The organism is Streptomyces sp. NPDC046308 (assembly GCF_055588065.1).
Window position 1 is genome coordinate 1,712,415 of the sequence record NZ_JBVJFB010000001.1, and the last position, 12,691, is coordinate 1,725,105.

The 12,691-nt window shown below is 72.4% G+C and carries 13 protein-coding genes and 1 pseudogene; 12 read left to right on the forward strand and 2 right to left on the reverse strand.

Features of this window, described 5'->3' with window-relative positions:
- The first annotated feature begins 251 nt into the window (after positions 1-251).
- The gene (locus tag ACZ6JT_RS07355) at positions 252-653 is read left to right on the forward strand and encodes a VOC family protein (protein WP_469208083.1); all 402 of its coding nucleotides are present in this window, start codon (positions 252-254) and stop codon (positions 651-653) included.
- On the opposite strand, the gene ACZ6JT_RS07360 is transcribed toward ACZ6JT_RS07355, so the two are convergent.
- Positions 584-1,318 (reverse strand): helix-turn-helix domain-containing protein, encoded by a 735-nt coding sequence (locus tag ACZ6JT_RS07360; RefSeq protein ID WP_469208085.1) that lies wholly within the window; start codon positions 1,316-1,318, stop codon positions 584-586. The two genes, ACZ6JT_RS07355 and ACZ6JT_RS07360, sit on opposite strands and share 70 nt — an antisense overlap.
- Positions 1,319-1,362: 44 nt before the next feature.
- Positions 1,363-2,487: a YihY/virulence factor BrkB family protein gene (locus ACZ6JT_RS07365; protein ID WP_362857424.1), complete on the reverse strand. Its 1,125-nt coding sequence runs from the start codon at positions 2,485-2,487 to the stop codon at positions 1,363-1,365.
- A gap of 17 nt (positions 2,488-2,504) precedes the next feature.
- Between ACZ6JT_RS07365 and ACZ6JT_RS07370 the strand changes: the two genes are divergently transcribed.
- From ACZ6JT_RS07370 to ACZ6JT_RS07420, 11 genes and pseudogenes are all read left to right on the forward strand, one after another.
- A complete protein-coding gene (locus tag ACZ6JT_RS07370; protein WP_469208088.1) occupies positions 2,505-4,148 on the forward strand; it encodes an acyl-CoA dehydrogenase family protein in 1,644 nt (547 codons plus the stop codon).
- Between the two features lie 357 nt (positions 4,149-4,505).
- Complete coding sequence (locus ACZ6JT_RS07375) at positions 4,506-5,768, forward strand: GAF domain-containing protein (protein WP_469208250.1); 1,263 nt, start codon at positions 4,506-4,508, stop codon at positions 5,766-5,768.
- A gap of 5 nt (positions 5,769-5,773) precedes the next feature.
- Positions 5,774-6,337, forward strand: coding sequence for a GNAT family N-acetyltransferase (locus ACZ6JT_RS07380; protein ID WP_469208090.1), 564 nt, complete (start codon positions 5,774-5,776; stop codon positions 6,335-6,337).
- Positions 6,338-6,515: 178 nt separating this feature from the next.
- Entirely contained in the window at positions 6,516-6,599 is an 84-nt protein-coding gene (locus ACZ6JT_RS07385) for a putative leader peptide (protein WP_312847410.1), read from the forward strand.
- 222 nt (positions 6,600-6,821) lie between these two features.
- On the forward strand, positions 6,822-8,528 hold the full coding sequence (locus tag ACZ6JT_RS07390; RefSeq protein ID WP_469208092.1) for a nitrite/sulfite reductase: 1,707 nt from the start codon (positions 6,822-6,824) through the stop codon (positions 8,526-8,528).
- Positions 8,525-8,704 carry a hypothetical protein gene (locus tag ACZ6JT_RS07395; RefSeq protein WP_469208095.1) on the forward strand — a complete coding sequence of 60 codons (180 nt, stop codon included), beginning with the start codon at positions 8,525-8,527 and terminating at the stop codon, positions 8,702-8,704. Before ACZ6JT_RS07390 ends, ACZ6JT_RS07395 begins: the two co-directional genes overlap by 4 nt.
- Positions 8,701-9,414 carry a phosphoadenylyl-sulfate reductase gene (locus tag ACZ6JT_RS07400; protein WP_469208097.1) on the forward strand — a complete coding sequence of 238 codons (714 nt, stop codon included), beginning with the start codon at positions 8,701-8,703 and terminating at the stop codon, positions 9,412-9,414. The genes ACZ6JT_RS07395 and ACZ6JT_RS07400 overlap by 4 nt, the downstream gene beginning before the upstream one ends.
- Before the next feature lie 38 nt (positions 9,415-9,452).
- On the forward strand, positions 9,453-9,998 hold the full coding sequence (gene cysC / locus ACZ6JT_RS07405; RefSeq protein WP_388478601.1) for an adenylyl-sulfate kinase: 546 nt from the start codon (positions 9,453-9,455) through the stop codon (positions 9,996-9,998).
- Complete coding sequence (cysD, locus tag ACZ6JT_RS07410; protein ID WP_388840786.1) at positions 9,995-10,936, forward strand: sulfate adenylyltransferase subunit CysD; 942 nt, start codon at positions 9,995-9,997, stop codon at positions 10,934-10,936. The genes cysC and cysD overlap by 4 nt, the downstream gene beginning before the upstream one ends.
- A 2-nt stretch (positions 10,937-10,938) precedes the next feature.
- Entirely contained in the window at positions 10,939-12,279 is a 1,341-nt protein-coding gene (locus ACZ6JT_RS07415) for a sulfate adenylyltransferase subunit 1 (protein ID WP_469208100.1), read from the forward strand.
- A 215-nt stretch (positions 12,280-12,494) separates the two neighbouring features.
- Positions 12,495-12,691, forward strand: a pseudogene (locus ACZ6JT_RS07420) (sulfate ABC transporter substrate-binding protein); the annotation flags it as partial.

The window sequence follows — 12,691 nt, forward strand, 5'->3', positions numbered from 1 at the left end:
GTCTTCTGAGTGCGGGCAGCGCCCTGCGCAACGACAGTCATCAATGAACTCACCTCCGGGTCATGCACGTTGCCGACGTCCTCCACCGGCTCGGCGGGAACGGACCCCACCGTAACAAGATCCCGCCCGGCGGGGCCACTTCTTTTTTCGCGGCTTTCTCTCGTGGAACAACTCCGCGACGGCCGGGGGCCGCCGCAACGGTGTCCGTTTCGTTCAAGACGCGCGCCACCCGGCCTGCCTAGCCTGCCGTCATGACTCCACGACTCGACATGATCGGCCTGGTCGTCTCCGACATGGCCGCCTCGCTCGCCTTCTACCGCCGCCTCGGGTTGGACGTCCCGGCCGAGGCCGACGGCCTGCCGCACGTGGAGGCCTCGCTGCCCGGCGGCCTGCGGATCGGATGGGACACCGAGGAGACCGTCCGGTCCTTCGACCCGTCCTGGACCCGCCCCACCGGCGACGGCCGCCGGGACCTGGCCTTCCTGTGCGACTCCCCCGCCGAGGTGGACTCCCTCTACGCGGAGCTGACCGCGGCCGGGTACCCGGGCCACCTGAAGCCCTGGGACGCCTTCTGGGGGCAGCGCTACGCCGTCGTGCTCGACCCGGACGGCTGCGGCGTCTCCCTCTTCGCCCCGTCGGAGCCCGCGGCGTAGGCGGTCAGCGTGGTCCCGGCCAGCGCGCGCACCTCGCGGGCGAGGTGCGCCTGGTCGGCGTATCCGGCGGCGCAGGCCACCTCGGCGTACGGCGTGCCCGCGTCGGCCAGCGCCAGGGCGCGGCGCAGCCGCAGGATCCGGCCGAGCGTCCGCGGCCCGTACCCGAAGGCGTCCAGGGAGCGCCGGCGCAGCTGCCGCTCCCCCAGGCCGACGGCCGCGGCGATGCCGGCGACCGCCTCTCCCGCCCGGAGCCGTGCGGCGACCTCCGCGGCCAGCGGGTCGGGCGGCGCGGCCTCGGCCGCCCGGTGCGCGGTCAGCGCCTCCAGTCCGGCGCGCGGGTCGCCGTACGCCGCCACGCGCCCCGTGAGGCGCCGTACCTCCCGCGCCGGCCACAGCTCGGCGAGCTCGACGCGGCGGTCCCGCAGGGCGCGGGCGGGTACGCCGAGCAGCGCGGGCGCGGTGCCGGGCGCCAGCCGGATCCCGGCGAAGGCGCCGCCCGGGACCTCCGCGGCGGGGTGCGGCCCGGTGTCGGGCCCGGCCACCAGCAGCCGCCCGTCGACCCACAGCAGGTCCATGCACCCGTCGGGCAGCACCATCCGGCCGCTGCCCCGCGCCCGCCACAGCACGGCCCCGGGTACGGCCGCCGACGGCGCTTCCTCGTACATCCCTCCAGCGTAGGGCGAGGATCCGCGGCCCTGCCGGCTGTCGGTCAGTGTTTGCGCAGCCGCGAGGAGTAGTCCTCGGGCGGCAGGAACTTCGACCACCGCTCCGGGAACTCCGACGGCATCCCGCCGTCCTCGTCGTCCTCCGACTCGCCCTCGGCCAAGGCCCGCCAGGCCGCGGCCCGCGCGATCAGCTGCGCGGCCTCCAGCTCCCGGGCCCGCTCGTTGGCCTCGCGCGCCGCCGCCGTCGCCACGGACGGCCAGACGCGGTCGATGGCGGCGTTGACGGCCGCGCCGACCAGCACCGCGAAGGCCGAGATGCCGATCCACAGCAGCACCGCCACCGGCGCCGCCAGCGATCCGTAGATCGTCGGCCCCTCCACGGTGTTGGTGAGGTAGATGCGCAGCAGGAACGAGCCCAGGACCCACATGGCGAGCGCCACCAGCGCCCCCGGCACGTCCTCGATCCACGGCGAACGCACCGGTACGGAGACGTGGTAGAGCGTCGTCAGGAAGACGATGGACAGCAGGGTGACGGTCGGCCAGTACAGCACCGCGATCACGCTGGTGCCCCAGGGGACCAGCTCGATCACCGCGTCCGGCCCGACCACCATCAGCGGCAGCACGATCGCGCCGATCACCAGCGCGATGACGTAGAGCACGAAGGCCAGCAGCCGGGTCTTGACGATGCCGCGCTGCCCGTCGAGCCCGTACATCACGGTGATGGTGTCGATGAAGACGTTCACCGCGCGGGAGCCCGACCACAGGGCGAAGGCGAAGCCGAGCGAGATGAGGTCGGGGCGTCCGCGTCCCGTCACGTCGTCGAGCATCGGTTTGGCGATGTCGTTGACGCCGCGGTCGGACAGCACCGTGCCGACCGCGCCCAGGATGTTCTCCTCGATGCTGGCCACCGTTGTCTTGCCGGTCCAGCCGTCCACGTAGCCGAGCAGGCCCAGCAGGCCGAGGAAGAGCGGGGGCAGCGAGAGCAGCGTGAAGAACGCCGCCTCGGCGGCCAGACCGAGGATGCGGTACTCGATGCACGAGTTGACGGTGTCCTTCAGGAGCAGCCAGCCCATCTTCCGCTTCGAGACGTTGCGGTAGAGGGCGCGGGCCCGGTGGAGCCGTCCTGGGGGTCCCGGGATCCGCTCGGGTGTTTCTTTTGCTGGCTGCACGTCCTTACGGTATCCGCATGGCAGCCACCACCCACACAGTCAGCAACCAGGCCCCGCCTCTGGTGGGCTACGACGTCTACGGCGGCGATCGGGCCCTCACGGAGGGCGTGGAACGCCACCTCGCGTCCGCGGAGCCCGAACTCCTCGGTGAGGTACGGGAGGAGCTCACCGCCCTCGGGCGGGCGGCGGGATCCTCGCAGGCCCAGGAATGGGGCGTGCAGGCGAACGAGAACCCGCCGAAACTGCGGACGCACGACCGGTACGGGAACCGGATCGACGAGGTGGAGTTCCACCCGGCCTGGCACCGGCTGCTCGGGCACGCCGTGACCTCCGGGCTCACGGACGCCTGGGGGCGGCCGGCCGGGCACCTGCGCCGCGCCGCCGGGTTCTTCCTGTGGTCGCAGGCCGAGGCGGGGCACGGCTGCCCGGTCTCGATGACGCACGCCGCCGTGCCGGCGCTGCGGGCCGATCCGGCGCTCGCCGCCGAATGGGAGCCGCGGCTGACCTCGCACGTGTACGAGGAGGGGCTGCGGCCGGCCGCGCAGAAGGCCGGCGTGCTCTTCGGCATGGGGATGACGGAGAAGCAGGGCGGCAGCGACGTACGGGCCAACACGACGGCCGCGACGCCACTGGACACGTCCGGCGAGTACCTGCTGACCGGGCACAAGTGGTTCTGTTCGGCGCCGATGTGCGACGGGTTCCTGGTGCTGGCGCAGGCTCCGGGCGGGCTGACCTGCTTCCTGGTGCCGCGGGTGCTGCCGGACGGCACGCGCAACGTCTTCGCCATCCAGCGGCTGAAGGACAAGCTGGGCAACAAGTCGAACGCGTCGAGCGAGGTGGAGTTCGACGGGACCTGGGCGCGGCGGGTCGGCGAGGAGGGCCGGGGGGTTCGGACGATCATCGAGATGGTCGCCGCGACCCGGCTGGACTGCGTCATCGGCTCGGCCTCGTTGATGCGGCAGGCGCTGACGCAGGCCGCGCACCACGCGGAGCACCGCTCTGCTTTCGGAGCACCGCTCATCGACCAGCCGCTGATGCGCAACGTGCTCGCCGACCTGGCCCTGGAGTCGGAGGCCGCCACCACGCTGACCCTGCGCCTGGCGGCCGCCTACGACGCCGGGACCGAGCAGGAGAAGGCCTTCCTGCGCCTGGCCGTGCCCGCCGCCAAATACTGGGTGACCAAGCGCTGTACGCCGATGGTCGCGGAAGCCCTGGAATGTCTGGGGGGCAACGGCTACGTCGAGGAGTCCGGGCTGCCGAGACTGCTGCGCGAATCCCCGCTGAACTCCATCTGGGAGGGCTCGGGCAACGTACAGGCGCTGGACGTACTGCGCGCCCTCCAGCGCGAGCCGCAGGCGCTGAACGCGTTCCTCCAGGAGGTCGGACAGGCGCGGGGCGCCGACCACCGGCTGGATTCGGCCATCAAGGACCTGCTGACGGAGCTCGCCGACCTGGAGGGCATCGAGGCGCGGGCCCGGCGCGTGGTGGAGCGCATGGCGCTGGTCCTGCAGGGATCGCTGCTGGTGCGCTGGGCTCCGCCGGAGGTCGCGGACGCGTTCTGCGCCTCCCGGCTGGGCGGCGACTGGGGCGCGGCCTTCGGCACGCTGCCGCACAGCCTCGATCTCGGCGCGGTGGTGGAACGGGCGCGGATCGCGGGCTAGGGAGGAGCCCCCGTCGGGCTCCCCTGCGGTCCCCAAACCGCTCCGAGCCTGGATCCGGGCCCGTCGACCGGTACAGAGGTGGCGCCGCGCCGACTCGGCACCACCTCTGATCCGAAGCCCCGAGGAGGAGCTGTCACGCCGCTCGGCGGCGTCCGGACAGTTTCGGTCGGGTGACCGGGACTTGGCGAGGGTTGCATACCGTTGCAACCTTTGAGTCGGCAGCCGTCCGCCGGGGTCCGCCGGATGCGGAACCCGCACACCCGCCCGGGCGGCTCGCGTCGTACGTCCTGTTCGCACGGGGAGGTTCCGGTGGCCGACACCACAGGCAGCACGGTCGATGTGGCACGCATCTCGGCCATGGACGCGCGGGCGGCGGCGCGTCTGCTCAAGGGGGTGCGGGCGGCCGCGCTGGCCGGGAACCGGCCGCCGGCCGCGCCGCGACCGGAGATCGCGGAGTCCTGGCGGCGGATGCTGGCCGGCGGGGTGCACCCGGACCGGGACGCGCGCTCGCGGATGCTGTCGGCCGCCGAGACCGAGGAGCGGCGGCACGGGTCGCCGCTGCGGGAGGTCCTGCCCGTGCTGCGGGAGGGGCTGCTGCCCGCGCTGGACGAGGCCCTGCACATCATGGTCGTCGCGGACGCCGACGGGCGGCTGCTGTGGCGGGAGGGCCACTCCTCCATCCTGCGCAAGGCGGACCGGCTCGGCTTCTCGGTGGGCGCCGACTGGGACGAGGCCGTGGTCGGCACCAACGGGGTGGGCACCGCGCTCGTGGCCCGCCGGCCGGTGCAGGTGTTCTCGGCGGAGCACTTCGTCTCCAGCCACCACGACTGGACCTGCGCGGGCGCGCCCGTACGGGACCCGCGGGACGGACGGCTGCTGGGCGTGGTCGACGTCAGCGGGCCGCTGGCCACGATGCACCCGGCGACGCTGGCGTGGGTGACCTCGGTGGCCCGGCTCGCCGAGCGGGAGCTGCGGATCCGCCACCTGGAGTCGCTGGAGCGGCTGCGGACGGTGGCGGCCCCGCTGCTGGCCCGGCTGCCGGGGCAGGCGCTGGCCGTGGACCCGGACGGCTGGCCGGCGGCGGTGACGGGGCTGGCCGCCACGGACCGGATCCCGCTGCCGAAGACCTTCGGGCCGGGCCGGGTCTGGGTGCCCCGGCTCGGCGAGTGCGTGGTGGAGCCGCTGCCCGGCGGCTGGCTGCTGCGGGTCGCGCCGGAGCGTTCGAGCGCGGCGGCGACGCGGATCGTCGTGGACCTGAGCCGGGCGGGATGCTGGTCGGCGACGGTGTACGGGTCCTCCGGGAGCTGGTCGCAGGAGCTGAGCCCGCGCCACGCGGAGCTGCTGTTCCTGCTGGCGGACAGCCCGCGGGGGCGTTCGGCGGCGGAGCTGTCCGCGGAACTGTTCGGGGACCCGACCCGTACGGTGACGGTCCGCGCGGAGCTGTCGCGCGTACGCCGCCACCTCGCGGGCGTGCTGACCCACCGGCCGTACCGCTTCGCGCAGGACGTGGAGGTGGAGCTGATCCGCCCGGAGGACCCGGCCGCGCTGCTCCCGCACTCCACCGCCCCCGCGGTGATCAGGGCCCGCCTGGGGAGCGGGGGGCCCGGCGTGGTTCCCTGAAGGGCATGAGCACGATCACCCTCACCACCTGGTCCCTGGAAATGACCTCCCCGTCGGACCTCGTCCCGGCGGCCGTACCGGGCCCCGAGATCACGATCTCGCGGGCGGAGGTCCCCTCCCCGGAGTTCAGCCGCTTCCTCTACGCCTCGGTGGGCGGTGACATCCACTGGACGGACCGGCTGTCGCTGACCCGCGCCCAGTGGGTGGAGCAGCTGGACCGGCCGGGGGTGGAGACGTGGGTGGCGTACGACCGCGGCACGCCGGCGGGGTACGTGGAGCTCGACCCGCAGGACGACGGTGTGGTGGAGATCATGTACTTCGGCCTCCTCCCGGACTTCCGCGGCCGCCGCATCGGCGGGCACCTGCTGTCGGTGGGCACCGCCCGGGCGTGGTCCCTCGCGGAGCGCTGGCCGGACCGCGAGCCGACCCGCCGCGTCTGGCTCCACACGTGCAGCCAGGACGGCCCGACGGCGATGGGCAACTACGAGCGGCGCGGCTTCAAGCTGTTCAAGACGGAGACGGAAGAGGCGGAGGACATCCCGACCCCGGGCCCCTGGCCCGGAGCCTGACCCCTGCGTTTCGGCCCCGCCGGCGTCTGAGGCGCGGGGTCCGGGGGCGGAGCCCCGGGCCCGGCGATGCCGGCTTCGGCGGGTGACGCCCGTCACGTCATCCCACGATACGGGACGAGTTCGTCCGGATCGTGGACAGTAGTGGACTCCTCCAAGAGGCACATGACACGCTTCCGCCATGAATGGAGCTGGAATTGCCTTGGTGAGTCGGCGGCACGTCGACCTCGGCCGCATGTCCAGCGCCATCTGTCCGGCGCGCTGACGGAACCAGCCACGCCGCACGTCGTCGCCGTCCCCGCCGCCGCGGACGCGCCGATCACCCGCTAGCCCCCTGAGGCCGATGTCCCGCCCTGCCCGCCGGCAACCCCGGCAACGGCGCGGGAATCGGCCACACCCGCTCAGAGTCGCAGACCTGACAGGGGCCGCTGCCGCCGATCCGCCTCCCCTGCCCTTGCCCTGAGCCGCCGAAGAAGGACGTACCGCCATGGCCGCCACCCCCGAAACGCCCGCAGCCGCACCCGCAGCCGCCGCGCGCCGCAAGACCGGCCGTCACCGCGGTGAGGGCCAGTGGGCCGTCGGACACCACACGCCCCTCAACGGCAACGAGCAGTTCAAGAAGGACGACGACGGTCTCAACGTGCGGACACGCATTGAGACGATCTACTCCAAGCGCGGCTTCGACTCGATCGACCCCAACGACCTGCGCGGCCGCATGCGCTGGTGGGGGCTCTACACCCAGCGCAAGCCCGGGATCGACGGCGGCAAGACCGCGATCCTGGAGCCGGAGGAGCTGGACGACGAGTTCTTCATGCTGCGCGTCCGCATCGACGGCGGCCGGCTGACCACCGAGCAGCTCCGCGTCATCGGCGAGATCTCCGAGGAGTTCGCGCGCGGCACCGCCGACCTCACCGACCGCCAGAACGTGCAGTACCACTGGATCCGGATCGAGGACGTCCCGGAGATCTGGCGCCGCCTGGAGGCCGTCGGCCTGTCCACCACCGAGGCCTGCGGTGACACGCCCCGCGTCATCCTCGGCTCGCCCGTCGCCGGCATCGCCCAGGACGAGATCATCGACGGCACGCCCGCCATCGACGAGATCTACCGCCGCATCGTGGGCAACAAGGACTTCTCGAACCTGCCCCGCAAGTTCAAGTCGGCGATCTCCGGCTCGCCGCTGCTCGACGTGGCGCACGAGATCAACGACATCGCCTTCGTCGGCGTGAACCACCCCGAGCACGGCCCGGGCTTCGACGTCTGGGTCGGCGGCGGTCTCTCCACCAACCCCAAGCTGGGCGTGCGCCTGGGCACCTGGGTCTCGCTCGACGAGGTCCCGGACGTCTACGAGGGCGTCATCTCGATCTTCCGCGACTACGGCTACCGGCGGCTGCGCACCCGCGCCCGCCTGAAGTTCCTCGTAGCCGACTGGGGCCCGGCCAAGTTCCGCCAGGTCCTGGAGGACGAGTACCTGAAGCGCAAGCTGACCGACGGCCCCGCCCCCGAGCAGCCGACCGGTCAGTGGCGCGACCACGTGGGCGTCCACCAGCAGCGGGACGGCAAGTTCTACGTCGGCTTCGCGCCCCGGGTCGGCCGTGTGGACGGCGCCACCCTGACCAAGATCGCGGACGTCGCCGAGCAGCACGGCTCCGGCCGGCTGCGCACCACCGCCGAGCAGAAGATGATCGTGCTCGACATCGAGGCCGACCGGGTCGACTCGGTGGTCGAGGCGCTGGAGGCGCTGGACCTGCGGGTCAAGCCGTCCCCGTTCCGCCGCGGCACGATGGCCTGCACCGGCATCGAGTTCTGCAAGCTGGCCATCGTCGAGACCAAGGCGCGCGGCGCCTCGCTGATCGACGAACTCGAGCGCCGCCTGCCGGACTTCGCCGAGCCCCTCACCATCAACATCAACGGCTGCCCGAACTCCTGCGCCCGTATCCAGGTGGCGGACATCGGTCTCAAGGGCCAGCTGGTCCTCGACGACGACGGCAACCAGGTGGAGGGCTACCAGGTCCACCTGGGCGGCGCCCTCGGCCTGGAGGCCGGCTTCGGCCGCAAGGTCCGCGGCCTCAAGGTCACCTCGGCCGGTCTGCCCGACTACGTCGAGCGGGTCGTCAGGAGTTACGAGGAGCAGCGCGAGGACGGCGAGCGCTTCGCGGCGTGGGTCGCCCGCGCGGACGAGAAGAGCCTCTCGTGAGCGAGCGCGCCGCACCGTTCTACTGCCCGTACTGCGGCGACGAGGACCTGTTTCCCCACGAGACGGGCCACGGCGCGTGGGAATGCAGGGCCTGCAACCGAGCCTTCCAGCTGAAGTACCTCGGGCTGCTGTCCCGCGGTATCCGGTCCGAAGCAGCTGGAGGGGACGAGATATGACCACCACTCAAGACGCGGGTCTCAAGGACGCGGAGCTCAAGGCCCTGGCCGAGCAGGCGGGCCGGGACCTGGAGGACGCCTCCGCGCTGGAGATCCTGCGCTGGGCGGCCGAGACCTTCGGCGGGAAGTTCGCCGTGACCTCCTCCATGGAGGACGCGGTCGTCGCCCACCTGGCCTCGCGCGTCCTCCCCGGCGTGGACGTGGTCTTCCTCGACACGGGCTACCACTTCGAGGAGACCATCGGCACCCGCGACGCGGTCGACGCCGTGATGGACGTCAACGTCATCACGCTCACCCCGCGTCAGACGGTGGCCGAGCAGGACGCGCAGTACGGCCCCCGGCTGCACGACCGCGACCCCGACCTGTGCTGCGCGCTGCGCAAGGTCAAGCCGCTCGAAGAGGGCCTGACCGCGTACGACGCGTGGGCCACGGGCCTGCGCCGCGACGAGTCCCCCACCCGGGCGAACACCCCGGTCGTCGGCTGGGACGAGAAGCGGCGGAAGGTCAAGGTCTCGCCGATCGCCCGCTGGACCCAGGACGACGTGGACGCGTACGTCGCCGAGCACGGCGTGCTCACCAACCCGCTGCTGACGGACGGTTACGCCTCCGTCGGCTGCGCCCCCTGCACCCGCCGCGTGGCGGAGGGCGAGGACGCGCGGGCCGGCCGGTGGGCCGGGCGGGGCAAGACCGAGTGCGGGCTGCACGGCTGATGACGACCGAACGTACGGAACTTACGGAGACGAAGCAGATGAGCGTGAGCGACCAGGGCGCCACCGTGTGGCTGACCGGGCTGCCGAGCGCGGGCAAGACCACCATCGCGTACGCGCTGGCCGAGCGGCTGCGCGCCGACGGCCACCGCGTGGAGGTCCTCGACGGTGACGAGATCCGCGAGTTCCTCTCCGCCGGACTCGGCTTCAGCCGCGAGGACCGGCACACCAACGTGCAGCGGATCGGTTTCGTCGCCGAGCTCCTCGCCTCCAACGGCGTAAAGGCACTCGTCCCGGTGATCGCGCCGTTCGCGGACAGCCGTGAGGCCGTCCGCAAGCGGCACGCCGCCGAGGGCACCTCGTACTTGGAGGTCCATGTGGCCACCCCGGTCGAGGTCTGCTCCGAGCGTGACGTCAAGGGCCTGTACGCCAAGCAGGCGGCGGGCGAGATCTCCGGTCTGACCGGGGTCGACGACCCGTACGAGGCACCGGAGTCCCCGGACCTCCGTATCGAGTCGCACACGCAGACCGTGCAGGAGTCGGCCTCGGCCCTGCACGCGCTGCTCACCGAGAGGGGTCTGGCATGACCACGGCCGCACACCCGCACACCGATTCCGGCTCCGACGCCCCGTACGCGCTGTCGCACCTGGACGCGCTGGAGTCCGAGGCGGTGCACATCTTCCGCGAGGTGGCGGGCGAGTTCGAGAAGCCGGTGATCCTGTTCTCCGGCGGCAAGGACTCCATCGTCATGCTGCACCTGGCGCTGAAGGCGTTCGCGCCGGCGCCGGTCCCCTTCACGCTGCTGCACGTCGACACGGGCCACAACTTCCCCGAGGTGCTGGAGTACCGCGACCGCACGGTCGAGAAGCACGGCCTGCGCCTGCATGTGGCGTCCGTCCAGGACTACATCGACGCGGGCAAGCTGCGCGAGCGTCCGGACGGCACCCGCAACCCGCTGCAGACGGTCCCGCTGACCGAGGCCATCCAGAGCCTCAAGTTCGACGCCGTCTTCGGCGGCGGCCGCCGTGACGAGGAGAAGGCCCGCGCCAAGGAGCGGGTGTTCAGCCTCCGCGACGAGTTCTCCCAGTGGGACCCGCGCCGCCAGCGCCCCGAGCTGTGGCAGCTCTACAACGGCCGCCACGCGCCCGGTGAGCACGTGCGCGTCTTCCCGCTCTCCAACTGGACCGAGCTGGACGTCTGGCAGTACATCGCCCGCGAGGGCATCGAGCTGCCGGAGATCTACTTCGCCCACGAGCGCGAGGTGTTCCTGCGCAACGGCATGTGGCTGACGGCCGGCGAGTGGGGCGGTGCCAAGGAGGGCGAGGTCCCCGAGACCCGCCTGATCCGCTACCGCACCGTGGGCGACATGTCCTGCACCGGCGCCGTCGACTCCGACGCCACCACGCTGGACGCCGTGATCGCCGAGATCGCCGTCTCCCGCCTCACCGAGCGGGGCGCGACCCGCGCCGACGACAAGATGTCCGAGGCCGCGATGGAAGACCGCAAGCGCGAAGGGTACTTCTAGAAATGACCTCCACCACCGAGCAGTTCGCCGACCTGTCGGCGACCACGCTGCTGCGCTTCGCGACCGCCGGTTCCGTCGACGACGGCAAGTCCACCCTGGTCGGCCGGCTGCTGCACGACTCCAAGTCGGTCCTGACCGACCAGATGGAGGCCGTCGAGGCCGTCTCCGCCCAGCGCGGCCAGGAGGCCCCCGACCTCGCGCTGCTCACCGACGGCCTGCGGGCCGAGCGGGAGCAGGGCATCACCATCGACGTCGCGTACCGCTACTTCGCCACCGCGCGCCGCCGGTTCATCCTCGCGGACACCCCGGGGCACGTGCAGTACACGCGGAACATGGTCACCGGCGCCTCCACCGCCGACCTGGCCGTGGTCCTCGTCGACGCCCGCAACGGCGTGATCGAGCAGACCCGCCGGCACGCGGCCGTGGCCGCGCTGCTGCGCGTCCCGCACGTGGTCCTGGCCGTCAACAAGATGGACCTGGTGGGCTACGAGGAGTCGGTCTTCGCGGCGATCGCCGAGGAGTTCACCGCGTACGCCTCGGACCTGGGCGTCCCGGAGATCACCGCGATCCCGATCTCGGCCCTGGCCGGCGACAACGTCGTGGAGCCCTCCGCCAACATGGACTGGTACGGCGGCCCGACGGTGCTGGAGCACCTGGAGACCGTCCCGGTCAGCCACGACCTCACCGCCTGCCCGGCGCGTTTCCCGGTGCAGTACGTGATCCGCCCGCAGTCCGCGGAGCACCCCGACTACCGCGGCTACGCGGGCCAGATCGCCTCCGGCGTGCTGCGCGTCGGCGAGGCCGTGACCGTGCTGCCCTCGGGCCGTACGAGCACGATCGTGGGCATCGACGCGCTCGGCGAGAGCGTCGACATCGCCTGGGCCCCGCAGTCGGTGACGCTGCGTCTGGCGGACGACATCGACATCTCGCGCGGCGACCTGATCGCGCCGTCCGCGAACGCCCCGGCCACCACGCAGGACGTCGAGGCGACGGTCTGCCACGTGGCCGACCAGCCCCTCTCCGTCGGCGCCCGGGTGCTGATCAAGCACACCACGCGCACGGTCAAGGCGATCGTCAAGGAGATCCCCTCGCGGCTGACCCTGGACGACCTGTCCCAGCACCCGGACCCCGGGCAGCTCGTGGCCAACGACATCGGCCGCGTGGTCGTCCGTACCGCCGAGCCGCTCGCGCTCGACGCGTACGCCGACTCCCGCCGCACCGGGTCCTTCCTGCTGATCGACCCGGCCGACGGAACCACCCTGGCGGCGGGCATGGCCGGCGAGTCCTTCGCCTCCAAGGCCGAGACCACCGTGCAGGCGGACGAGGAAGGGTGGGACTTCTAGATCATGCCCGCCGACATCTACTCCACCTTCGCCAAGGAGGGCGGCCGTGTAGGCAGCGGCCGCCTCGGCAGCGGCCAGGGAGGGGTGGCGCGATGTGCGCGATGACGTACGTGCACCGCATGCGCGCCCACTCCCCCCAAGAGCTGTACCCGCCCCCGCTCCACAGACGAAGACGTGCGTCATGAGATGACCGCGTCACGAGAGGAAGTCCTCCCGTGCCTGCCACCACCCGTAGCACGCGTACCACCCGCACCACCCTGCGCCGCGGTGTCGCCGCCGCCGCCGCGCTGCCGCTCCTGATCGGCGCGCTCGCCTCGTGCGGCTACGGCTCCGAGGCCAAGAAGGACGAGGGCGACAAGCCCGCGAACGCCGCCGCCACGGACGGCGCGAAGCTGTCGGCCTCCGAGGTGCG